Annotated in this window: 21 protein-coding genes and 3 pseudogenes; 12 read left to right on the top strand and 12 right to left on the bottom strand. The window is 67.6% G+C overall.

Translation table 11 applies throughout. From position 1 onward, the window contains the following. The first annotated feature begins 206 nt into the window (after positions 1-206). From ACFVYE_RS32930 to ACFVYE_RS32920, 3 genes and pseudogenes are all read left to right on the top strand, one after another. On the top strand, positions 207-677 hold the full coding sequence (locus ACFVYE_RS32930) for a hypothetical protein (protein ID WP_389608005.1): 471 nt from the start codon (positions 207-209) through the stop codon (positions 675-677). Between the two features lie 452 nt (positions 678-1,129). Next, positions 1,130-1,483, top strand: a complete 354-nt coding sequence (locus ACFVYE_RS32925; protein ID WP_389608004.1) for a UBP-type zinc finger domain-containing protein — start codon at positions 1,130-1,132, stop codon at positions 1,481-1,483. Positions 1,484-1,619: 136 nt separating this feature from the next. Continuing rightward, positions 1,620-2,358 (top strand): annotated as a pseudogene (locus tag ACFVYE_RS32920) (transposase family protein). A gap of 244 nt (positions 2,359-2,602) precedes the next feature. Here ACFVYE_RS32920 and ACFVYE_RS32915 read toward each other — a convergent pair. Further along, positions 2,603-3,052 (bottom strand): carboxymuconolactone decarboxylase family protein, encoded by a 450-nt coding sequence (locus ACFVYE_RS32915; RefSeq protein ID WP_389608003.1) that lies wholly within the window; start codon positions 3,050-3,052, stop codon positions 2,603-2,605. An 83-nt stretch (positions 3,053-3,135) separates the two neighbouring features. Here ACFVYE_RS32915 and ACFVYE_RS32910 point away from each other — a divergent pair, with 83 nt between their 5' ends. Continuing rightward, complete coding sequence (locus ACFVYE_RS32910; protein ID WP_389608002.1) at positions 3,136-4,014, top strand: sigma-70 family RNA polymerase sigma factor; 879 nt, start codon at positions 3,136-3,138, stop codon at positions 4,012-4,014. A gap of 306 nt (positions 4,015-4,320) precedes the next feature. Here ACFVYE_RS32910 and ACFVYE_RS32905 read toward each other — a convergent pair whose 3' ends face one another. Further along, positions 4,321-4,500 (bottom strand): helix-turn-helix domain-containing protein, encoded by a 180-nt coding sequence (locus ACFVYE_RS32905; RefSeq protein ID WP_389608017.1) that lies wholly within the window; start codon positions 4,498-4,500, stop codon positions 4,321-4,323. Positions 4,501-4,747: 247 nt separating this feature from the next. Here ACFVYE_RS32905 and ACFVYE_RS32900 point away from each other — a divergent pair, with 247 nt between their 5' ends. Next, positions 4,748-5,530 carry an isoprenyl transferase gene (locus ACFVYE_RS32900; RefSeq protein WP_383965042.1) on the top strand — a complete coding sequence of 261 codons (783 nt, stop codon included), beginning with the start codon at positions 4,748-4,750 and terminating at the stop codon, positions 5,528-5,530. Positions 5,531-6,017: 487 nt separating this feature from the next. Here ACFVYE_RS32900 and ACFVYE_RS32895 read toward each other — a convergent pair whose 3' ends face one another. Both ACFVYE_RS32895 and ACFVYE_RS32890 read right to left on the bottom strand, forming a co-directional pair. Continuing rightward, the gene (locus ACFVYE_RS32895) at positions 6,018-6,875 is read right to left on the bottom strand and encodes an alpha/beta fold hydrolase (RefSeq protein WP_389608001.1); all 858 of its coding nucleotides are present in this window, start codon (positions 6,873-6,875) and stop codon (positions 6,018-6,020) included. After that, positions 6,872-7,465, bottom strand: a complete 594-nt coding sequence (locus tag ACFVYE_RS32890) for a TetR/AcrR family transcriptional regulator (protein WP_383965036.1) — start codon at positions 7,463-7,465, stop codon at positions 6,872-6,874. The genes ACFVYE_RS32895 and ACFVYE_RS32890 overlap by 4 nt, the downstream gene beginning before the upstream one ends. Positions 7,466-7,746: 281 nt before the next feature. On the opposite strand from ACFVYE_RS32890, the gene ACFVYE_RS32885 reads away from it, so the two are divergent. The 3 genes from ACFVYE_RS32885 to ACFVYE_RS32875 all read left to right on the top strand — a co-directional run bounded on the left by ACFVYE_RS32885 (position 7,747) and on the right by ACFVYE_RS32875 (position 8,993). Further along, entirely contained in the window at positions 7,747-7,929 is a 183-nt protein-coding gene (locus ACFVYE_RS32885) for a hypothetical protein (RefSeq protein WP_389608000.1), read from the top strand. A 172-nt stretch (positions 7,930-8,101) separates the two neighbouring features. Beyond that, on the top strand, positions 8,102-8,314 hold the full coding sequence (locus ACFVYE_RS32880; RefSeq protein ID WP_389607999.1) for a hypothetical protein: 213 nt from the start codon (positions 8,102-8,104) through the stop codon (positions 8,312-8,314). A gap of 337 nt (positions 8,315-8,651) precedes the next feature. Next, positions 8,652-8,993 carry a hypothetical protein gene (locus ACFVYE_RS32875; protein WP_389607998.1) on the top strand — a complete coding sequence of 114 codons (342 nt, stop codon included), beginning with the start codon at positions 8,652-8,654 and terminating at the stop codon, positions 8,991-8,993. Positions 8,994-9,135: 142 nt separating this feature from the next. Here ACFVYE_RS32875 and ACFVYE_RS32870 read toward each other — a convergent pair whose 3' ends face one another. The 3 genes from ACFVYE_RS32870 to ACFVYE_RS32860 form a co-directional block, all read right to left on the bottom strand. Next, the gene (locus ACFVYE_RS32870) at positions 9,136-10,284 is read right to left on the bottom strand and encodes a hypothetical protein (protein ID WP_383965024.1); all 1,149 of its coding nucleotides are present in this window, start codon (positions 10,282-10,284) and stop codon (positions 9,136-9,138) included. Positions 10,285-10,475: 191 nt separating this feature from the next. After that, positions 10,476-10,826, bottom strand: coding sequence for a hypothetical protein (locus ACFVYE_RS32865; RefSeq protein ID WP_389607997.1), 351 nt, complete (start codon positions 10,824-10,826; stop codon positions 10,476-10,478). A gap of 42 nt (positions 10,827-10,868) precedes the next feature. Continuing rightward, the gene (locus ACFVYE_RS32860) at positions 10,869-11,024 is read right to left on the bottom strand and encodes a hypothetical protein (protein ID WP_389607996.1); all 156 of its coding nucleotides are present in this window, start codon (positions 11,022-11,024) and stop codon (positions 10,869-10,871) included. 367 nt (positions 11,025-11,391) lie between these two features. Between ACFVYE_RS32860 and ACFVYE_RS32855 the strand changes: the two genes are divergently transcribed. After that, a complete protein-coding gene (locus ACFVYE_RS32855) occupies positions 11,392-13,536 on the top strand; it encodes a hypothetical protein (RefSeq protein ID WP_389607995.1) in 2,145 nt (714 codons plus the stop codon). On the opposite strand, the pseudogene ACFVYE_RS32850 reads toward ACFVYE_RS32855, so the two are convergent. Beyond that, positions 13,455-14,063, bottom strand: a pseudogene (locus ACFVYE_RS32850) (IS110 family transposase); the annotation flags it as partial. The gene ACFVYE_RS32855 and the pseudogene ACFVYE_RS32850 overlap by 82 nt on opposite strands. A 246-nt stretch (positions 14,064-14,309) precedes the next feature. Here ACFVYE_RS32850 and ACFVYE_RS32845 point away from each other — a divergent pair. Together ACFVYE_RS32845 and ACFVYE_RS32840 are read left to right on the top strand one after the other, a co-directional pair. Beyond that, positions 14,310-14,459, top strand: a complete 150-nt coding sequence (locus ACFVYE_RS32845; RefSeq protein WP_383965019.1) for a hypothetical protein — start codon at positions 14,310-14,312, stop codon at positions 14,457-14,459. A gap of 40 nt (positions 14,460-14,499) precedes the next feature. Next, entirely contained in the window at positions 14,500-15,366 is an 867-nt protein-coding gene (locus ACFVYE_RS32840) for a GNAT family N-acetyltransferase (RefSeq protein WP_389607994.1), read from the top strand. 152 nt (positions 15,367-15,518) lie between these two features. Here ACFVYE_RS32840 and ACFVYE_RS32835 read toward each other — a convergent pair whose 3' ends face one another. The 4 genes and pseudogenes from ACFVYE_RS32835 to ACFVYE_RS32820 all read right to left on the bottom strand — a co-directional run bounded on the left by ACFVYE_RS32835 (position 15,519) and on the right by ACFVYE_RS32820 (position 18,934). After that, on the bottom strand, positions 15,519-15,767 hold the full coding sequence (locus ACFVYE_RS32835) for a transposase family protein (RefSeq protein WP_389608016.1): 249 nt from the start codon (positions 15,765-15,767) through the stop codon (positions 15,519-15,521). Between the two features lie 127 nt (positions 15,768-15,894). Beyond that, positions 15,895-16,152: pseudogene (locus ACFVYE_RS32830) on the bottom strand (IS5/IS1182 family transposase); the annotation flags it as partial. Positions 16,153-16,397: 245 nt separating this feature from the next. Next, the gene (locus ACFVYE_RS32825; protein WP_383965014.1) at positions 16,398-16,853 is read right to left on the bottom strand and encodes a hypothetical protein; all 456 of its coding nucleotides are present in this window, start codon (positions 16,851-16,853) and stop codon (positions 16,398-16,400) included. A 563-nt stretch (positions 16,854-17,416) separates the two neighbouring features. Then, positions 17,417-18,934: a hypothetical protein gene (locus ACFVYE_RS32820; RefSeq protein WP_389607993.1), complete on the bottom strand. Its 1,518-nt coding sequence runs from the start codon at positions 18,932-18,934 to the stop codon at positions 17,417-17,419. Positions 18,935-19,656: 722 nt separating this feature from the next. Between ACFVYE_RS32820 and ACFVYE_RS32815 the strand changes: the two genes are divergently transcribed. Continuing rightward, a complete protein-coding gene (locus ACFVYE_RS32815) occupies positions 19,657-20,397 on the top strand; it encodes a dienelactone hydrolase family protein (RefSeq protein ID WP_389607992.1) in 741 nt (246 codons plus the stop codon). Positions 20,398-21,578: the final 1,181 nt, after the last annotated feature.

The following is a 21,578-nucleotide window of genomic DNA, read 5'->3' as shown; positions in this document are numbered from 1 at the left end:
TCTCCGCATATCTGCCTGCCCCCCCCGGCGAGCCCATCCCAGATCCCCTGTGGCCAACAGACTGTCGACGGACTGGCCAACTACGAATCGACGGATCACTCTGACCTGGGTTCGTCCGGGAGCCCTGGCCAGATAACGCCCGAAGTCACAGGGGGTGTCGCGGGGCGACGCAACCTGCGCGGAGCGCGTTCGTTGACCCGTTGATCATGTTCGTCTTCATCGGGAGTTTTCGCATGACGTCACCGTTCCCGCTCCGCAAGTTCGCCCTCGGGGCGGCCACTCTTGCCTTCGGCCTCACCCTCGGGGCTGCTTCGCCGGCCGCAGCCCAGAGCGAGAAGGTTTCACTCGAAATCGACGGGAAGGACTTTTCGGGCACAATTCCCATCACCACCGGGCCGCGTCCCGTCTTCGACGGCACCCTCTGCGACGCCGGCTCCAACAGCGCGACGCCGATCACTGCCCTGGTTGACGCCTCCGACAAGTTCGAGTTCAACGTGCAATCGCACTTCGATGAAAGCCTCAATGACTTCGTCGTGACCGCCATCGACGTCGACGAGGCGGACAGCGCTCACCAGTGGAACATCTACGTCAACGGCACATTGGTCACGAACGGCGGCTGCCACACAGCGGTGAAGAACGGTGACAACATCAAATTCGCCCTGGAGCCGATCGAGTAGCCGCCGTCTGGCTCTGCCCAGCACCAGCTGAGCGGCTCTGCCCGGCACCAGCTGAACTCGCGACACGTCGCAGGAGGTGAGGGGCCTGGAATGCCTGGGAGTTCCTCATCTTGTCTCCGTGGTCGATCGGTCGGCGGTGTCCGCCGGTATGCAGGGGCGGGACACGGGGGGCGACCCGCCCCAGGTCGAGCCACCACATCAGTGCCGACGGCGGCCGCCGCGTCTCCGTCCGCAGCGGCGGCAAGACGCACATCCTCGGCATCGCTTACAGCGGCGTCTTTACCGATCACCTTCCAGTTGACCGGTTCGCCTCGTTAGTAGTGAGATCCGGGTCGATGTGTTCGCTTTTACCAAAAATGGAAAGTTTCTACGCCACCGAGGTGTGTGAGAAAGCGCGGCTCGGTAGCGCCGATCAGGACACGGCGACCTATCTCTACGGCAGAAGGACATTGATGTCGCAGGCCATTGAGGGTATCGACCCGACGGTGCCGCCCAGCGGAACCGGCTGTGTGGAATGTGAAGCGGCGCAGGGCTGGTGGCTGCACCTGCGCCGGTGCGCCCAGTGCGGGCACGTCGGTTGCTGTGACACCTCCCCGGAGCAGCACGCCTCCCGGCACTTCGCCGACACCGGGCATCCGTTCATGCAGAGCTTCGAGCCGGGCGAGGACTGGTTCTGGGACTTCCGCACCGAGGAGATGTTCGGCGAGGGCCCGAACCTGGCGCCGCCCCAGCACCATCCGCAGACGCAGACGGTGCCCGGCCCGCACGAACGGGTGCCTCACGACTGGCAGAAGCACACCCACTGAGTCCAGGCCCCACCGGTACACCGACCCTGTTGCGACCTGACGGTGTGGACAGGCGGTTGGCGGGCTGCACGAACTGACGAAGCTCCTGGTAGACGGGTTCACGACCAAGATCACCCGTGCCGACCAGGAGCTTCGTGTGCTTGTCCACCCATCGGCGATGGATCTGTCCAGCACGCACCCGCGTGACCTCGCCCAGCACCTGGCCGCTCGCCGTCGCGAGACCGGCACCCGATGGCGGCACATCACGCCGGACCGCCAGGCCCTGCCGGTCCTGGCCCATCTGCGCTGCGGCGACACCTACGCCCAGCTCGCCGCCGGGTTCGGCATCGGAATCGCTACGGTCTTCCGCCACATCCGCGAAGCGATAGAGGTCCTGGCCGCGCTCGCGCCGAGCCTGGCCGAGGCCACGCGGACCGCAAGCCGGCCAGCCTAAGTGATCCTCGACGAAACGCTCCTGCCGATCGACCGGATTGCCGCCGACACCCCGTACCACTCCGGCAAACACAAACGCCACGGCATGAACGTCCAGGTCCTGACCGACCCGTTCGGACGGCTGCTGTGGGCCTCGCCCGAGCGACCAGGTTCCACACACGATCTGACCGCCGCCCGTACACACGGCTTCGTCGACGCACTCACCCATGCGCGGCTCAAGTGCTGGGCGGACAAGGCGTACCAAGGAGCCGGCGGACCCGTCCGGGTCCCTTTCCGGGGCCGCCGCCTGAAGAGATGGAAGCGCCGTCACAACACTATTCACGTCAAGATCCGCTGCCTCGGCGAGCAGGCCATGGCGCCTCCTGCGGAAGCTCCGCTGCAGCACCAACCAGATCACCGACATCGTGAAAGCCGTCCTTGTCCTTCATCACGCATCAACGTGAGGTTGGAAAAGGCTCACCGGCATCGCCCATTTCATCAGCGGCCTCCCCCCTCACCGGCGCACTGGCTGAATGGACAGCGGGCCACCCGGCAGCGGTGGCGGTCACCTCTGGTCGAGGAATAGTCAAGACCTGTGGATCGGGGTGCCTGTCACGAATGCCACGGACCCCGGAGTTTCGGTCTGTGGGGCGTCACCCCTTGACGTCAGGAAGGCGCGGCCTCCGGGGGGATGACGCCCCGCCCGACTCACCAGGTCTTGCCGGCCTGCTCCCGGACCGTGCGGTTGATCCGGTTGAAGAAGTTGGTCATCGCGACCTCCAGGATGATCGCGCCCAATTGCTCCTCGCTGAAGTGGTCGGCGGCGGCGTCCCAGATCTCGTCGGTCACGCCCGGTGCGCCGTCCTGGAGCCGGGTGGCGGCCTCGGTCAGGGCGAGAGCCGCCCGCTCCTCATCGGCGTAGAAGGGTGTCTCGCGCCACGCGACCACGTTGTGCAGCCGCTCGTCTGTCTCACCGGCCTTCTGCGCCGACTCGATCGAGGCGAAAATGCACGGGCTGCAGCCGTTGATCTGGCTGGTACGCAGATGGACCAGCGACAGCAGGCGCTTGTCGACTCCCCCGGCGTGAATCGCCTTGTAGAGGTGCTGGATCGCTGTGATCACGTCAGGATTGGCCGGGCTTGTCATGCGTGCTTCCATCGGTCTTGCTCCTTCATCGGTTACCTGCGCCCCTTCGGGCCCGTCATCACCCATGACGGAGCAGAGCCGAGGAAGGTAACAACATGTCCGACCCCAGCCCGACGGACCCGATGGCCGAGGCGTTCGAGGCCCAGCGCGACCGGCTGCGCTCGGTCGCCTACCGCATGCTCGGATCGCACGCCGACGCCGAGGACGTGGTCCAGGAGACCTGGTTGCGGCTCTCCCGCCAGGATGCGGCGACCATCCACAACCTCGCCGGCTGGCTGACCACGGTGGTCGGCCGGATCAGCCTCGATGTCCTGCGATCGCGCCAGGCCCGCCCGGAGGCGTCCTACGACGACCGCCTGTCCGAGCTCGTGGTGACGCTCGACGACAGTCCTGCTCCCGAGGACGACGCGGTGCTCGCCGACTCCGTCGGGCTCGCGCTTCTCGTCGTCCAGGAGTCGCTCGGGCCGAGCGAGCGGCTGGCATTTGTGCTGCACGACCTGTTCGCGGTGCCGTTCGACGAGATCGGCCAGATCCTCGGCAAGTCCACCGCCGCCGCCAAGATGCTCGCCAGCCGCGCCCGCAGGAAGGTGCAGGCGATTGAGCGGCCGACCGGCGTCGGACGGGAGCAGCGAGAGGTGGTCCGGGCCTTCCTGGCGGCGGCTCGCCGCGGCGACTTCGAGGAGTTGCTGCGGGTACTCGACCCCGAGGTGAAACTGACCGTCGACACCCCGTCCGGCGTAGTCGTCGCCCTCGGCGCCACCAAGGTCGCAGCCGGTGCGCAACTGTCTGCCAACGCAGCCGCACAGGGGCGGGCGGTGCTCGTCAACGGTCTCCCGGGGATCATTTCCTGGCGCGAGGACGGCACCCCGGTCTCGGTCCTCGCGTTCACCGTCGTCGACGGCCGGATCACCGACATGACTGTCGTGATCGACCCGGCCAAGCTCGCGCTTATGGACCTGCCGGATCCGGCGTGAGTCCCTGCCGGGGCAGGTCGCCGTCAAGCGGCCAAAGCCTGTGGATCACTGACCTGCTTCAGGCTGCGGGGGCTTCGGGGCGTTCGATGATCTGGCCGCGTTCGAAGCGGGCCCCGGCGCGGACAAGGGCGACGAGGTGGGGTGCAAACGAGCCTCCAACCCCAAGTTGCGATCGGTTTACCTTGATAACCCTATGTCCTCGATTGTGTATGTGCCTTACTGAGGTCACCGACGATCCAACAAGGGGATGGCATGGGGGCCACCCAAAAACTTCCTCGGCACCGGCACCCGGACACGCTTACGGGCCTACGCCTCCGTGCCCCCACATCGACGAGAGCCTGGGACCTGGTGTCGCCACTGCTGATGCGCGGCCATCTTCACGCCGAGCGCGTGGTTGAACACCCAACGTGCCGCACCCGCATGACGAAGCAGCACCTGTTCCTGAGCACAGGTCGGGTCCATCGTGAACCGGAACGCTCGAAGCACCTCGGACTGCACGAGAACCTCCACCCTCCACTACCCACTGATACCAAGTCGCATCTGTCTGTGGGGGTACCACTGACAATCGCCCTGACCTGCACATTCATGCTGCACGCCCCAGGCGTCGTCGCTGAACAAACGTCCTGCCCCGCCGGGCCGGCCCGCTCGTCGGCCAGCCGCGTGAGAGCAGGAGCCGAATGTAGAGGCCCCTGGTAGGGTCCGCCGGGGTTCCACGAAGCAATGGAGATGGTTCATGAAACTGCTCCCGCTGTTCCTCCGACGGCCGATTGAGGCGGTGTACGAGCGCCGACTGGCCGCCACCCTGGCGGGGCTGCCACGCCCGCAGCACGTCGGAATCATGCTCGATGGCAACCGGCGCTGGGCCCGACAGGCGGGACACGCTGACGTCCGGGAGGGGTATCGGGCGGGCAGCGCCAAGGCGACCGAGTTCCTTGGCTGGTGTACTGCCGCAGGAATCGAGCATGTGACCCTTTTCATGCTCTCCGACGACAACCTAGGGCGCCCTGCCGAGCAGCTCGGCCCGCTGATCGAGATCATCGAAGAGACCGTCCGGGACATCACGGCAGAAGGCCGTCACTGGGAGGTCCAGGTGATCGGCTCGCTCGACATGCTGCCAGGCGTCAGCGCCCGGGTGCTCAAGGAGGCCGCCGCCGCGACGGCCGGGCGCGGCGGGCTCAAGGTGGACGTCGCGGTCGGCTACGGCGGCCGACGGGAGATCGTCGATGCGGTGAAGAGCGCCTTCGAGGAACACATTGCGGCCGGTGGCGACCCGGCCGACCTGATCGAGCGGTTCGAAATCGAGGACATCTCCCGGCATCTGTACTCGCCAACCGCCGACCACACCGACTTCATCATCCGAACCTCTGGCGAGCAGCGGCTATCCGGCTTCCTGCTCTGGCAGTCCGCGTACGCCGAGATGCACTGGGTGGACTGCTACTGGCCGGCGTTCCGTCACGTGGACTTCCTGCGCGCACTTCGCTCGTACGCGAATCGCGAACGGCGATTCGGTAAATGACCGTCTTAAGCGCCGGGCCTCACCGGGGCGGGCAGGCTGGTGAACTCCGCGATCGCCTCTGGTGACGGCTTGAAGCAGCGCCATCACTTCTCGCGGAGAGGACTCGGAGTCGGCACACACTCTGTCCGGAGCGAACGGCTTGGTTCTGTCGAGCAGTAGTGACGTCACGTATCGATGGGTTTGGGAGGCGCCCCCGATCCACGGTTGGGTGATGTTGATGAGTTTGGGAGGCACGGGGGCTCTTGCCAGGGCAGCATCGGGATGCTCTTGGCGAAAGGTGCTGGTCCTGCCGCAGATGTCGAAGGTCGAGTTGTACTCGGCGATCCGGCGTGACCATCGCGGCGGCATGTCGATGCGGGAGCTTGAGGGCCTGCTCGCCAGGAGGACCGTGTGGTGGGCTACCACTGGTCTCGCTTGCCGACGTCATCCGGGCGATCGGTCATGGCACCGCCGGCTAGCCGCCACGTCACCCCAACGTGACGGCAAATCACAAAGTCACACTGGAGTGCTGGGTGCGAAACACCCTGCGAAGGAGTTCGCCGAACTGGGCGGGATGCGTGGTCAGGCCGATATGCCCGCCGGGGAAGTGCAGGAGTTCGATGCCGAGACGCTCGGCCACGAGAGCGGCCGGACGGTAGGCCAGCTCGCCACGTGAGTCCTGGCCGCCGGCGAGCACGAGCTGATCCGACAGCGCCTCCAGCCGGTCTATGTCCGGGGTGTAGGACATGAAGCTGGGAACAATGCGCCCGACGAAGTACGGCAGGTTGGCCATCGTCTGTTCAGCCCTCGCCGCCGCCTGCGGCGGAAGCTCGGTCTCGGCCCTCGGCTCGGTGGTGTCGCCGTCCTTCTTCAGTCCCGCGGCGAACACGGCCATCGCCGGCATGAGCCCTTGCGTGCGGAATGTCTTCTGCACGCGCGCGATGAGTGCGCGATGGTCAGAGGCGTCCGGCAGGACCATTACCGCCGGGGGCTCGTGCGCCACGACGCGTTCGACGCGTTCAGGATGGGCGGTGAGCAGGTGCAGGGCGGCGATCGCGCCCGAACTGGCGCCGAACACCCGGGCGGGCTCACCGGGCGACAGCAGTTCCAGCATTCGGAACGCGTCGTCGGCATGTTCGGCCACGCTCTGCTCGGCCTCGAGGTCGTCCAGCGTGCTTCGGGACATCCCGCGCGGGTCGTAGGTGGCGACTGTGTATTCGGCGGCAAGGTCGTCGGCGAGATCGTCGAAGGAGGCCGCGCCGCCCGTCCCCCCGGGTATCAACAGCAGGAGCGGGCCGTGGCCGCGCACTTCGTAGTGCAGAGTTGCGCTGTTCACGCGCAGGCTGCCGATGGTCGGGGCGGTCATGAGGAGTCTCCTTCTCGGAATGGGGGCCAGTGCTCCAGGAGGGTGTGCAGGGCGTCGAGGGCGCGGACCCAGGAATGCTGCGGCGAACGCTGGTGCGCGAACCCACCCGCAGCCTCCAAGGCGACGAACCCGTGGAACGTGCTGCGCAGCAACCGGACCGCGTCGGTCAGGTCCGGCTCGGCCAGTCCGTAGCCGCGCAACATGCCGTAGGTCAGCTCGACCGCGCGCCGTGGTCCGGGCGCCTTCGCGGCCAGCTCAGGGTCGATCTGGATCGGGGTCTGCGTCGCCATGTAGCGGCCTGGATGCTTGCGGGCGTACTCCCGCCAGGCGTTCGCAAAGGCGACCAGCGCGTCCTTGCCCGACCGCCCGGCGGTCGCCTCCGCGATACGGATGGTCTTCTCGTCCGCCGCCAGCAACGCGATCCGTCCGCGCAGATCCTCCAGACCGCGGACGTGCGTGTAGAGGCTCGCATCCTTCACGCCGAGTCGCCGCGCCACCTGCGACATGGTCACCCGGTCGAGCCCCACCTCGTCCGCCAGCTCGGCGCCCGCGACCGTCACCCGCTCCGCCGTCAGCCCTGCCCGCACCATTCGCCCTCCACGTCAACTAGGGGCTCTAGGTTTAGCCTAGGAAGCCTAGGAATGGCAAACAGGAGGCGCGTACAGCAGGTACCGCTGTTGTGGATGGCTCCCCGTCGGGCTCCGCTGCCGCCGATTGACCACGCCCGCGGGCATCGAGTCCGGCCGCGAGCGGATCCGCTACGGATTCGGCGCTGTCCGCAGCCGGCCGACCATCGTGGTCGTCTCTGCTCAACAGGTACGTCAGCGATCCGACGACGGTGACTTGGCGGTGGAAGTCGATGGTCGTGGACGTGGTGTTGCGGCACGGGTCGCGGCCCGACGTGGAGGCGCTGCTCCCGGTGTTCCTCGACGATCCCGGAGCGCGCGAGGAACTGGTACCGATAGGGGCGATGGACGCGATCACGCCGAACAGTTCCGCGGACATGGGGATGACGCGTTCCCGGTCACCTTTTGGATGGAGCGACTACGAGTAGGGCAATGACTTCCCCGCCTGGCCGCTGGTATTGGCGGATGCTGAGATGGGTGAGTTCGAGTGCCTCTTCGACCAGACGGCCCACCGGGCCATCGGCGTCGCCGCCACTCTCATCACCACCTTGATCACCCTACGCACGGGCAGCCGCCGGTGACCCCCGCCGCCTGGACCGCGTGCGCGTCTCCGCCGGGATCGTGAAGCTGGCCGTCCATCAGATCGAGGACGAACTGGGCAGACCGATCGACGCCGAGTTCCTCGCCGAGATGCTGCGCGAGCTGTTCGACGAGGCTGCCCCGCAGGACGGCATCCTCGGCTCGCTCAACCAGTTACTGACGATGGCCTCGCATGCCGCCGCGCTCACGCCGCTGGACGGCGCGGCCCCCTAGTCCGCCGCCAGGGCGATCGAAGAGGCTGCGGCCTTTGTCACCGACTCGGCCGGGATGCGCCTGCACCTGGCCACCTCCACTCTCCACCCGCAAGGAGAACGCCCGTGAAGCGCACACCCCTTGGCACCATGCAGCCGGTCGACACGACCATCCCTGAACCGGCGCTGATCGTCCTGATCGGCGCAGCCGGGAGCGGCAAGAGCACCTGGGCCAGTACCTGATCCGCATCGTTCACCTGACAACCGACGGCTTCCACCAGGACGAGGACGGGACCTACTTCACCTTCGACAAGCACCCCGTGCTGGTGCCGCCGACACTGGCTCGTCTCATCCAAGGGATGATCACCACAGGCCGGTCGAATGCCGCCTTGGGACCTTTGTCCAGCAGTGAGCACCCCGGACTTCTCCTGCCCGGTCGTCCCGACAGCCGCCCCCGCAGCCCAGAGGCATTGTCGACGCAACTCAGGAAGCACGGACTGCCTACCATCGCAGCCCGCAATACAGCCTTGTTCGGCATGGCAGGTGAGATCCCACCGATCATCCTCAGTGACCTCTTCGGCATCCACCGGAACACCACGAATCAGTGGGCGGCCTTGGCCCAGAACAACTGGGCCGGCTACCTCGCGGCCACCAGAGCCTCCGAATGGCGCGGTCGGGCCTTCGCTGATGAGGATTTGTGAAGTTCCCCAGGGTCGCTCGTCTTCCCCACTTGATTGTGCCGCTGAACAAGAGCCGGTCCGGGGCCGACCTCGTCGGCAGCCTGGGGCTGGCCTGGGGCAGCGATCACGGACATTGCCGCGTTCTGGAAGATGTCCTGGTCAGTCAGTGGCGCGCCGTGTAGGGCGGGAAAGTGGTGGGATTGGTGAAGTCCAGGTCCGCGTCGGGCCAGCGCCGGCGCAGCAGGTGGGCTGTGCGGCAGGCCCAGCCGGTGAGGTGAGGGAGGACGCCATGGGCCTCGGCGGTACGGGCCGCGGCCTCCAACGTCTCGACGAGCTGTGGCCTGCTGTGGTCGCCGGGTGCGCGGACGTCGAGGATGGCGAACCGTTGCAGACGGACGATCGCCCAGGAGATACAAGCCGCCGCCAGGCCGAATCCGTACCGCAGGTCGTCCTCGGCCTGGGTAACGCCGCTGGCCAGGGCGCAGCGGTAGTGGTCGGCAAGGCCGGTGCCGATGGGGTCGCCCACGGTCATCCATGCCGGGCCGGGGACATGGAGGCAGACAGCGTCGAGGAGGGCGTGCGTGTAGCCCGCTGACTCGAAGTCGATGAGGCGGGCGTCGGCGGGGCCTGACTCGTGGAGCAAGATGTTGTTCGTCTCCGCATCGCCGTTGCTGAGCGCCAAGAACGGGCCGGGCTCGTTCAACTCAGCCAGAGCAGCACTGAGTTCGGTCTCCGCTCGTCCGGTGATGGGGGCGCCGAGAACCGCGGTATGTCCGTGCGTCTCGTCCCGGAGCTGGGCGAACCAGCCCACGTGATCGGCTTCCGGGTTACTCGTCCCGAGAGACGCCCGTCGCGCGCGGTAGGCGTCGACGTAACCGACAGTGGCGGCGTGGAGTTCGCCGTAGGCGCGGGCGAAGACGGCCAGTCGATCGGAATGGGCTGCGGCGCCGTCACGGCGGAGCAGGTGGTCCAGGGCAGTGCGGGGTGCCAGATCTTCCAGAACCATGAGTCCTTCGGAAAGGTCGGCAGCGATGACGTGAGGGGCAAGCGTCAGACCGAGGTCGTCGGAGAGGAACCGGAGCGCGGCCAACTCGGTACGGAGTCGCCAGGGTTCGGTGCGAGTCTCGCTCGGATGACTCCGCACCCATTTGACGACCACAGTCCTGGGTGCCGCCACACCGCGGAGTGTCGCACGCGCAACAGCCCAGGGTTCCAGGCGCTCCCAGGCGTCGACTTCGACGGGCGAGGAATAGCGATCCGTCAGGAGGGCTTCGACAGTGGAGCGCCAAGGGCGCGCGCGTGCGGCAGACATCGGGGCAATTTACGAGGTTCGGCCCCTTCTCGTGCCGAGTTGAACAAACAAGTCCTCGACGCTCGCGCACCGATGAGGTCTCGTCCTTCTACCTGACCCCCGGCGTAGTGGCCTGACCACGCCGGTCAGCTGACCGGCACAAGCACGCAGGTCGCATCTTCAACCCGCCGGGACCAGCGCCAGCGTCTCGTTCAGGTGATGCTCGGCAACCCCCGCATGAACTCCCGGTCGGGGAAGTCCCCGTCGAGCAGGCGCAGCGGGCCGGCTGTCAGCGACAGATGCTGGGTGAGTTTGTAGAGCGCAAGGCGGTCCTCGTCGAGGCCGTCCGCCATCAACTGCTGGTACTGGCTGGCGGTATGGCGGAGGCGTAGGAACACGTGCTCCCACTCGATGTCGAAGTACAGCAGGTTCTCGATGTCGATCACGACGGGATGGCCGTCTCGGTCGACCCTGACGTGGTCCAGGCCCAGCTCGCCGTGGACGACGGAATACTCGGCGCGCGGCCGCACCGCTGCGGTCAGCTGACGCAGCCGCTCCTCCAACTGATCGCGGACGTCGGCGATCCTGTGGTCGCGCGCGGTCGCCTAGGCGAGGCAGCGCAGCGCGAAGGCGAGCGCTGACAGCTCGCACGAGGCCGACCGTGACGTGCCGCCCGCGTCACTCTGGAGGGCCTGGACGCCGCTGCCCGCAAGGGCAAGCACTGCGGCCGTCCCACCGTCGTCACCGACGACATGATCCACACCGTCCTGCGCCGCAGGCAGCCCGCGAGTCGGTGGAATCCACCTATAAAGGGCCTGATCACCCCCACCGGCAAGCGCAAAGGCCGAACCCGTCCCTGGCGGGCCACTACCGGGCCCTGGCAGCCTACGAGAGGGTCCAGCGCCGCCCCGATGCCGTCGCGACTGCGCACGCCGACTTCGGCACCCTGACCACTTCCAGTGAGCCGGGGATCGGAGTGAATCGGAACGGAAACCGCCGTTAAGTGGGGTTCTCACAGGTCCGGGGCGGGGGCTCTGGCGCGTGGTGTCAGGAAGAGCGATCGGAAAATGTGGAGACACTGTCCGGATGGCTCTGCCAGCCTGAAGAGATGATCATTAGGGAGGTCCCGTGAACGACGGCGAGCAGTCCCGCCTCGGCGAGTTCAGCGCCCGGCTGGGGAGCGACGACATCGACGTCGTCCGCGGGGCTCTGGACGACTACCAGTCGGCACAGGCGGACACCAGGTGGGGTGTGGACAACCCCTACTGGCCGCTGGCCAACGAGGTGCGCTTCGCCGCCCGAGACCTCCTTGGGCAATCTCCGTCCGGCCGCAGCCACGCGAGCGCTCTCACCGTGATGTGGCATCTCGCCGAGGAGGAGGACGCGGACTTGATCGCAGACGCCCTCGAAGGCGCCCCGGACGCCGAGGTGCGGGAGATGGCGCTTCTCGCGGCCGGCACCGCCCTCGCGGAGGGCGAGGAGCCGAACCGGCGACTGCTCGCGACGATCACCGCCACGGTGCTGGACGAGGGCCTCGATGTGCGTGATCGCAAGGACGCCATGCAGGCCCTGGAGGATCTCGATCTCCCGGAGGTCGAGGACCTCATCGTCCGTCTCAGTGAGTCGTCCGCACTGGAACTCCAGGTGTACGCGGCGGGTTGTCTTGCGACGCCCCTGCGGCTCCGCGTCCACCGTGACCGCGTCAGGCGCCTCGCAAGGTCCTGGCCGGAGGACGCGGGTTGGGAGGCGAAGCATGTTCGCGAAGCGGTCGAGGGCTTCCACAGCACCTACTGGAAAGACACGGAGTTGGACGATCCGGTACTTCGGAAGGCCCATGACGAGCTGAGGTTCCCGCTCAGCGACGAGGGATGCCTGCAAGCATTCGCCACCCTGCTCCGCAGCGAAGAACCGGTCGCTGTGGGTATCGCACTCGACCATTACGAGTCCTCGGAGGGGCTGCGTCGTGTCCTGGAGGACGAGGAACGTGCCGAGGCCTGCCTGCCCGAGGTGCTGGCCCGGGCTCGTGAGGTGCTCCGGCGGCCGATGTCTCCCGCCGAGGTGAGCGCCCTGAACATGATCGGGGCGCGGCACGCGGAGCCCGGCGACGCCGGCCTCCTGCGGGACGTTCTCATGCGCACGGACTCGGACGCGGTGCGCAAGGAGGCCATCTGGATGGCCTACGGCGTGCTCGACGAGGCCGAGGTGAAGGACGAGAGGCTCGTTGCCGCGCTGGGCGACCTGATCTTCGACCCGTCCGTCGGTTTCTACCTCACGAAGGAGACGGCGGTCCGCGTCCTGGCCGACAGCCTCGGCGCGGACGCGGACGACATTCTCCTGCGGGCGCTCCGCGATGGTGAGCCGAAGGTGCAGGCCCACGCGTCCTATTTCCTGGTGCGGACGGGATGCCTGGATCGGCACCGCGCCATCCTGGAAGAGGTCGCCGAGAGCTGGGGCGACCGGCCTCCCCAGCATCCATGGGGCCAGAACCCCATTGAGCTGATCTTCGGCAAGCCGCACAGCGTCCACTGGGAAGGACACCGGCTGGCGGACCCGGACCTGTATCGCGCTCATAAGCGGCTGAGGGCTCCCACGGTGGACGAGTCGTATCACCGGGCGCTTCGCACGCTGCTCGAAAGCGACGACCAGGCGGCCGTGGGCATCGCCCTCGACCACTGGTGGAGTCCTGACGGCGCCGTGAAGCGGGGTGGCGAGGAAGCACGTGAACCGGAGAGGGCACTCGTCCTGGACCGCATCCGGGAGGTGCTGCGGCAGCCTCCCTCACCGGCCGAGCTCAGCCGCATGTACGGGCCCGAGGCCAAGCACCTCACCGCACTGTCGGCGCTGGACGTCATTGCAGCGGACGAGCCGTTCCTGCTGGCCGAGGTCGTGGAGGCCGCCGCGAGCGATTACGTTCGCGAGCGGGCTCTCGATGCGGTGGAAGCGGTGTTCAAGGATGCGGAGGAGGCTGACCTACGGCTCGTCGAGGCGCTTGGGAATGTCGCCTGCGACGAGAACGTGCCGTTGAATGACCGGGTCAGGGCACTGGAACTGCTGGACGAGTCTCCGGGGACCAACTCCTTGGACGCACTCGTGCGGGCGACGCGCTGCTCCGAGGTAGAGGTTCAAGCCGCTGCGGCATCGGGGCTGCTGTGGGAAGAGGTCATCGAGGACCATCGCGCCATGCTTGAGGAACTGGCCGCGAGCTGGCCCGTGGAGGACGCCCCATGGGAGGTCACGCGGGTACGGGACATGCTCAACGCTGCTGAGGAGTGAGGCGTGCCGCGTGTGTGTGCAGGTAACAGCCAGTTCACCAGCCGACGCACGCCCACCCGGCGCAGGCCACCCGGAGTCTGGTAACCAGTCAGCAAGATGAGCGCCGCCTTGGAGGCTGCGTAGTCGAAGGCCCGCTCCAGCGCCGGAAAGTACTCCAGCAGCCGGGCTCGTAGCCGGTTGATCGCGCGGGTTCGGTCGGCGACGAGGTCGTAGCGGCGGGCGGTGAGGATCTTCAAGTCCACCGCGATCTCGTCCCACTCCTGCAGAGGTTGCAGGTCCCGGCGCATCCTTGCCTGATCAGCGATGACGTAGGCATCCTTCGCATCGGTCCTGCCGTCACCGCGGTAGCCGCGGGAGGCGTGGTGAACAGTGCAGCCAGAGATGTAGAGCAGCCGCTGCCCATGGCCGACGAGTAGGGCGATCAGCAAGGCACCCCCTCCGGCGTTCAAGTCGACGGCCCAGGTCACCGGACTGTCCTCGGCCAGTGCGAGGACGTCGGCCAACAGCTCGAGCAGTTCGGGTTCGTTGAGGTGTCGCCATCTTGAAGTTGCTGGTCAGGGTGCTGGCGTGGCAAGGTTTCGCGGCATTCGTACTGGTCGCGGGTGGCTGTCTGCTGTCGAGATCATCTGACGGTTCCCCGAATCCCGGTCGCCGTGCGCGAGGTGTCTTCTACGCTCCGTCATCCGACGGATTCCGTGATGCTGGACCGGATCGCCGCTCGACGGGCTGAGCTGGACGTCGTCGAGGAGTAGCTGGCCAAGCAGCTGGTAGACGTGCGGGGCGAGCGTGACGAGTTCGAGGTGGCGATGCGCGCCATGCTGCGGATCAGCGAGCAGATCCACGGCGATGTCTCGCCGGCAGGACTACTGCGCGGAGCGAAGGTCTCAGTCGGGCCGCTGCGGGAGCACTACTGGGTCGGTTAATCGGTTGCGGACCTTCGGGATGGGGTGTCTGATCCCGGCTATGACGATTGTGCTGGGAACGCCGGCGGTCGACGGGGTGCGCGAGGCCATGGCCGCGCTGCGGGAATGGCAGTACGACGGAGCGCCGATGCAATTGCATTCGGGGGACATGGGCTGGAACTACCGGTTCGGAACGGCCGAGACGGCCGCGGTGGTCCGGACCTGGAGCCGGGACGGACGGATCCTCGCGGTCGGGATGCTTGACTCGCCGATAGTGGTGCGGATGACGGTCGCTCCGGACGCTTTCCAGGATGAGGGCTTGGCGCGGCGGCTCGTCGAGGACTTCTCGCTGCCTGAGCGCGGCGTGCTGCCGGAAGGAGCGGTGTCGATCGAGGCGCCGCTGGGCCTGCTGCTTCACGACCTGTTGACCAAGGAGGGCTGGGGCGTCGACGAGCCGTGGACACCGCTCTTCCGCGGCCTCGCGGAGCCGGTGGAGGACCCCGGCGTGCGGATCAGGGCGATCGGCCCGGAGCAGGCGCAGGATTTCGCCGACGTCCTGCGGTCGGCGTTCAACACCTCGAGGCCTACGCGCGAGTACTGGCACGCGATGTCGGCGGGACCGTTCTACGCAGACGCCCGCTGCCTGGGCGCCTATGACGACCAGGGCAACGTGGCGGCGGTGGTGACGGTGTGGTCGGCCGGCCCGGGGAAGCCGGGGCTAGTCGAGCCGATGGGCGTACACGAGGACCACCGTGGTCGCGGCTACGGCCGGGCGATCACCGTGGCCGGGGCGGCCGCGCTGCGGGAGATGGGCTCGTCGAGCGTGCGCGTTTGCACGCCGAGTTCCAACGTCGGTGGCACCGCCACGTACAAGGCGGCCGGGTTCGAGGCGCGGCCGGAGGTGCGGGACCGGATCCGGACGGCCTGACACCGTGGCTGCTCGGCAAAGCGGGCCCGGGTTCCCGGCGATCGCCGAAATGCGGGACCGGACTCGGGCCGCCTGACGTCGGGCCACGCGCGATGGTGTGATTCAACTGCTGGGTGCTCGTGCTGATCGTGGGCGGCAGTCTGGGGTGTAGCTCATTTGTCGGCGGCGGCTTCGAGGTTCGCCAGGACGAGCAGGGCCCGCAGCAGGTGGGTGGCGCGGGCGGGGTCGGTGCGGAGTTTCGTGAGGATCCCCCAGTTCTTCAGGTGGGCGAAGCCGTGTTCGACGGGGGCGCGTGCGGCGGCCAGGACCCGATTGGCTTCCTTCTCGGCGGGGGTGAGCTTGCGGGCGCGGGTGGCCTTGAAGCCGGTGACAACCACGGGGTCGTCTGGGGTGTTGTCCAGGCCGAGGAAGCCGAGGTCGGCCAGGGCGCCGAGGCCGGCGGCGCGCAGGTGGGCGAGGATGTGGTCGCGGCGGGGCGGCGGTGATGTCGTGGGTGCGGCCGGGCCGGGCGGCGGAGATCCAGATCGGGCGACCTTTGTCGTCGGTCGGGGCGAGGACGTGCAGGCCGTGACGGTGGTGCTTGCCGGAGTAGTTAGGGCGGTTCGCCGTCCCGGTGCGGCGCTGGGTGGGGATGAGGGTGCCGTCGATCAGGACGACCTCGCCGCCTCGCCGGGCGATCTTCTTCAGGGCACGGTCCAGTCGCGGGGCCTTCGCGGCGAGCAGGCCGATCAGTTCCTCGCGCCAACGCCGCACGGTGGTAGCGGAGATGTCGTTGCCGCCGGCCATGTCGGCCAGCCGCTGGTCGTGCCGGAGCACGGCCAGAACGATCACGGCGATCCTCCCGGGCGGCAGCGCCCGCCACCGCGACCGCATCGCCTTCAGGTGGCGTCGCAGCAGGTTGGCGAGGTGGCTGACGGTGCGCGTGGACAGCGGCAGGCGGCACTGGTAGACCAGGGATACGGCGTCCCCGGCGTGCTCTTTGGTTTTCGTCACACAATTCCAACGGCCGCCGGGAACACCCCGGTTACGGGTCAGCGACGGGCGGTGAACCTTCCGTCGGGCAGTTTGTGCAGCCAGCCGCGGTCGGCCGGCTTCGTCAGCTTCCCGCGCAACGGCTCCAGCTTCCCTCGCACCCCGGTGTCCAGGCCCAGCACCTCGCCGATCTGCCGGGTGGCGACTGGACCGGCGGCCTGCCGCACGACGGTCAGAATGCGCTGACAGTCCGCCGGCAGCGCAGACTCAGACACCCCCGGCCCACGGTCGGGGACCAGCCGCACCGCCCGACCGGCCACCTGCACGACCGGCGACCCGGCCCCCGCCCGCTCGTCGGCGATCTGCTCGCTCATCCGCTGCAATACCCGCTCCGCCACGGCGAGTTCGTCCCGCTCGGCCCGCACCTCCGCCAACTGCTTGGCCAGCTGCTCTTCGAGTCCGTCCAGCTCCGCAGGTCGCGCGGTGATCCGCTCCAGCACCTCGGGGTCCGTCATGCGCTGGATCGTAGGAGCGGCCTCGTCGACGACGGGCGGGAATCCGCAAACCCGCCCTGCCAGACGATCTACACCTCAGACTGCCGCCCACGACCAGCACGAGCACCCCGGAACAACGTCACACCAGACCCCTGACCAGCCACTTCAAGATGGCGGAGCTTCATTGTTGGGCACCCGGCGCGAGAGCACCTTCGTTCCGTCCGTGTCGATCACCGTGCAGTGATGCACGGCCTTGCCGGCATCTGTCCCCGCCCTGAGCTCGGACACCCGAGCCTCCCTCGTCGATCGGTTGACTGGTCCCTGCAGACGACCACACCGACGTGTCCTTACGAAGCGATCTCTCTTCGCTCATCCCAATAAGTGGCCGTGTCGTCGCGGGGCACTGGGCGGCCAATCAGTCAAAGCCGCAACCACGGCATGAGCGCTCCGAAGCCACACCCGGGCCCCCGGGTCTCCCGATCGTACGAAGGACCGGAATCAACCCTCCAACAAGGTAAGGAGCGCTTCCACTGGCGAGTTAGCGCTTGAGCTGGGGGGCTGAGGGTTCAGTTGGCGGCCAGGGCTTACAGCCGGGGCATCAGATCCGACATCACGGCGAGCGGCAGCGAAGGATTGGCGGCTGCCGCCTCCACCACCTGCCAGTCGGCGTCGGTGAGTAGCTCTTCGATGATCGACGGCGGAAGGGCCGCATGGTTGGCGGCTATAGGCCTCGCCTGTGTGTCTGCCAGGCAGGCGAGCAGCGCCGGTGCCGACGCATTGCGATGCCGGGCGATCTCGCGGAACGCCTTCTGCACCGATGGTTCGTGCCGGGCAAGGTCCTCCAAAAGTGCCGGAGTCGCGTCCGGATTGGCGGCCACCTTGGCGACGACCCGGGCTCCGTGCCGGTCGAGCATGGTGCGCAGTCGGCCTTCCGAGAGGCCCGGGTGCGGGGCGATGGACTTGACCACTTTTGCGTCGGAGTCGGCGGCCAGCGCGTCGCGTATAGCGGGTGGCAAATCGCGTCGCTGGGCTATGAGCATCCGCGCGGCTGGGTTCGGTGATTCGGCCAGCTTCTCGATCTCGTCGGGGGATGCGGAGGCGATCCGCGGCAGCAGAGTGGCGCCGATCTTGGTAACGCAGGCCAGATGGATCAGCACGTCGAGCGGTACGAGTGGGTTGTGGGCGAGCCTACGCCGCACTTCGTGGTCACGGTCGGTGGCCAGTACGCGGATCAAGGCGCCGTCGATCGCCGGATTCTCGGCAAGGTCGGCTCGAACACCGGGATTCGAATCTACGGCGAGCCGAGCACAGACCTCCGATGGCAGATCGGGGCGACCGGCGAGCGCCCAGCGCAGCAGCAGCGAAGGGTGGCCTACGAAGCTGACGACGGCTTCGGTGGGTGTGGCCGGGTTCCGAATCGCCATCTGCTGCGTCTCGTGCCTGGTGGACTCGTGGGAGCCGTCGCAGGAGGCGCCGGACAGCAGATCGCAGTCGAGTCGCGAGCATTGCGGATCGTGCACGAACGGAGCCTCTTCACGGTCACAGACCAGACACCACTGCGCGGGAGGCAGCCCCTCGCAGGTGAGCAGCGCCGCCAGTACGGCCAGTGGCGTCGCCTCGTTGGCCGCCACCGCGCGGCGGACCTCGGCATGTGGATGCCTCGCAAGTCTGGTGGTCGTCTCCGGTGTCGTACACAACGCGAACTCTGCGACGACCTGTACGTCCGAGTCGGTGGCCAGCATCTCCACCACATCGGCCGGAAGGCCGGAGCAGGCGGCCAGCTTCTCCCGGCGCTCGACGACTGGATCTTCCGCGAAGAGGCGCGCCCACTCCGGGCGTCCGGCGCGCTCGGCAAGCAGGGCGAGCGCGACGTCCGGTTGTGTCACGGGATCGACGTCGGCGGCGGTCAGCAGGCCTGCGTACGCAAGCGACACAGCGCTTTCCTCAACACGCGAGGCCAGCGCCACCGCCTGTGCGTGGCTGAGATCCGCCCGATGTGCAAGGTCCACAGCGATGTCGGCGTCCGCGACTGCGATCAGCCGGTCGACCAGCTCGGACGGCAGGCTCACGTTGGCGGCAAGCCCGCACAGAACATGATTCACAGAGGCATCCTGCCTGGAACGTGGCCCAATGGCTCCTGGATTTCGATGTCCACGAGCCGTTGGCGGAACTCGGGCACGTGCCGAGCGCGGTACTTGGCGAGACCGCCACCGGTCAGCCTTCGAGCGAGCGGCGGGGTAGAGAGGTGCCTTGGATCTGCGGTCGTCGGGACCGTCTGGTCATCCTCTCTTCGGAAGGAGGGGGTACGACATTGACCGGTGCTTCCTCCGAGCTCTCGTTCCGATTGTGGCCCTGGCGATTGAGAACGGGGTTCGCGAGCGCAAGCTGAGTGACTTGGCGCCGGAGTGCTGTGATTTCGGCCTTCTGCGTGGCAACAGGTCCAGGGCGAGGGCGTCGTCGAGGAGGCTGAGGCCGGCCAGTGCCTTCTCCAGGCCGTCGATCGCGCGGGCGGTGGGCTCGAAGTGCTGGCGCAGGTAGTCGGCGGTGGCGTCGTCCGGGGCGCACTCGGCCAGTGGTCGCCATTCTCCGAACTAGGGAGTGCTTCGAAGTACCGTCGGCTTGTTGGCCGGTGGGCTAAGCTGTGCGGCCATGACTACCGGGACGGCGTTGCGCCACACACGGATTGGTGACCCGGTGCTCTTCTGAGCGCCGTACGGGCCGGTGCGGGCCCGCTGTTCGATCGAGGATCTTGCGCTGCTGCGCGGGCTCCACCTCCTGTCGTGTTGATCACAGGCTCGACACATCAACCACGACAGGAGAATTCATGCCCTCGAAGACGTTGCAGATTCCCACCGCGGACGGTCACGCCGATGCTTTCGCCGCCTTCCCCGACCACGGCGAGCGGCACCCAGGGGTGCTGATGTACGCGGACGCCTTCGGCATCCGGCCCGTGCTGCGGGAGATGGCCTGCGAACTGGCCGGGCACGGGTACTACGTACTCGTCCCCAACTTCTTCTACCGGCACGGCCCGGCACCGCTGATCGAACTTCCCGAGCACATCGGAGAAGAGGTTCGGTCCGCGGTTGTCGCCCAGCTGATGCCCTTGATCGAGGCGCACACCGTCGAACGTGCCCTGAGCGACGCCGACGCCTACCTCAGGTTCCTCACCACCCAGCCCGAGGTCGGCGCCGGACCGGTCGCAGTGACCGGCTACTGCATAGGCGGCCTCCTGGCGATGCGCACCGCCGCGGCCCACCCCGGCCAGGTGGCCGCCGTCGCCGGATTCCACGGCCCCGTGGGCGCCGACGGGCCCGACAGCCTGCACCGCCTCACCGCCGAGGTCCACCTCGGACACGCCGAAACCGACCTGACGCCCGAGGCTCTCGGCGAGCTCAACCAGGTCCTGGATGCCGCAGGTGTCGGCTACACCTCCGAGATCTACCCCGGCACCGTCCACGGCTTCACCATGTCCGACACCGACGCCTTCAACCCCGCCGCACTACAACGCCATTGGGACCGCCTGCTCCCCCTCCTCGGCCGCACCCTGAAACAGACGGCTCTGTAAGACGCAACCTGCTGTTCGTCCCCCTTGTGGAAGTGGCCGGTGCCGCAAAAGGGGTTAACAGGACGTCTGTGGGAGCCACGCCATGGGATTGGCCCGGCTGGCGGGGACTGTCCGCCGGCTGGGCTTTTGGCCGTTCGTAGTTGCAGCATTCTCCGAACCAAGAGCTGGGCCGGTCCAGGGCCTCGCGGCTCAACTGGTTCGGCCTGAGATCTGATCGAATGCGGGGATGCCCAGGAATGTAGGCGATTCTTTGCGTCGCACTCTTGCGAGGCTCAACCACTATGTGGGTGGTGCCGTCGGGACGACGCCGGCGGACGGGCTTCGCGGCGAGCCGTGCCTTCCAGGCGTCGCTGACGTCCTGCGGCAGTGGGAGGGTGTCGAGGCCAGGATTATGTCGTTCCGGATCAGCCCAGAACAGGCCGCCCACGTAGGAAGCGAACATCTTGAGAGTTCCGCAGTCGACTGCCGGTTGGCGTTCGGTGAGGTAGTCGAGAGGTCACGTGGTCCGGAGCGAGCCCAGTACTCGCATCTCGAACGGCATCGCGGGGTCGGCGGCAAAAGCCTGCTGCCGCCGGGCGCCGTGCCCTCGGGTTGCCCTAAGCTGCCGAAGGTGACGGAGCTCAGACATAACCTCCGGGGTGCGGAGGCAGACGACGGTTTACCCCAGCCGCCGGAAGTGACGGATCCCGCGCAGTTCGTGGCAGCAATGCGGCAGTTACGTCTGTGGGCGGATCTGAGCTACCGGCAGCTGGAACGCCGGGCCAACGCCTCAGGAGACGTGCTGCCACGCACTACGCTCGCCGGCGCCCTGAACCGGACGGAGCTCCCCAGAGAGGAACTCCTGGCTTCCTTCGTCCGGGCCTGCGGCGGTGACGCGGACGTGGTCGGTGCATGGGTGAAGGCCCGCCGGCGTCTGGCTGTCGAGTCCGAGAATCCCTCCGCCCTCGTACCCGCCAGGCCGACGGCGGCAGGTGCTGAGCCAGCGCACAACGTGGAAGAAAGCCTCGGTTCCGGCGCCGTGGAGGGCGAGGACGGCTGTCAACCTGCCGGGGCAGGTCCCGGCAGGGTCCCGGAAGAGCGTTCCTGTTCCGGGACAGACCGTGCATCCGCCGTGTCCGTACCGACAACCACGCACGCCGCTGCCGCAGGGGCGCCGGATCCTTCAACGGACGGCGGCGACC

The organism is Streptomyces sp. NPDC058239 (genome assembly GCF_042882185.1).
Classification (GTDB): domain Bacteria; phylum Actinomycetota; class Actinomycetes; order Streptomycetales; family Streptomycetaceae; genus Streptomyces.
Note: the sequence above shows the minus strand (reverse complement) of the source record. Positions and strands in the feature narration are given on the sequence as shown.

Bases quoted from the DNA above. Each gene is read 5' to 3' on its own strand.
- ACFVYE_RS32930 (WP_389608005.1), top strand. From the start codon at position 207: ATGTTCGTCTTCATCGGGAGTTTTCGCATGACGTCACCGTTCCCGCTC.
- ACFVYE_RS32925 (WP_389608004.1), top strand. From the start codon at position 1,130: ATGTCGCAGGCCATTGAGGGTATCGACCCGACGGTGCCGCCCAGCGGA.
- ACFVYE_RS32915 (WP_389608003.1), bottom strand. From the start codon at position 3,052: ATGGAAGCACGCATGACAAGCCCGGCCAATCCTGACGTGATCACAGCG.
- ACFVYE_RS32910 (WP_389608002.1), top strand. From the start codon at position 3,136: ATGTCCGACCCCAGCCCGACGGACCCGATGGCCGAGGCGTTCGAGGCC.
- ACFVYE_RS32900 (WP_383965042.1), top strand. From the start codon at position 4,748: ATGAAACTGCTCCCGCTGTTCCTCCGACGGCCGATTGAGGCGGTGTAC.
- ACFVYE_RS32895 (WP_389608001.1), bottom strand. From the start codon at position 6,875: ATGACCGCCCCGACCATCGGCAGCCTGCGCGTGAACAGCGCAACTCTG.
- ACFVYE_RS32890 (WP_383965036.1), bottom strand. From the start codon at position 7,465: ATGGTGCGGGCAGGGCTGACGGCGGAGCGGGTGACGGTCGCGGGCGCC.
- ACFVYE_RS32875 (WP_389607998.1), top strand. From the start codon at position 8,652: ATGATCACCACAGGCCGGTCGAATGCCGCCTTGGGACCTTTGTCCAGC.
- ACFVYE_RS32870 (WP_383965024.1), bottom strand. From the start codon at position 10,284: ATGTCTGCCGCACGCGCGCGCCCTTGGCGCTCCACTGTCGAAGCCCTC.
- ACFVYE_RS32840 (WP_389607994.1), top strand. From the start codon at position 14,500: ATGACGATTGTGCTGGGAACGCCGGCGGTCGACGGGGTGCGCGAGGCC.
- ACFVYE_RS32825 (WP_383965014.1), bottom strand. From the start codon at position 16,853: ATGACGGACCCCGAGGTGCTGGAGCGGATCACCGCGCGACCTGCGGAG.
- ACFVYE_RS32815 (WP_389607992.1), top strand. From the start codon at position 19,657: ATGCCCTCGAAGACGTTGCAGATTCCCACCGCGGACGGTCACGCCGAT.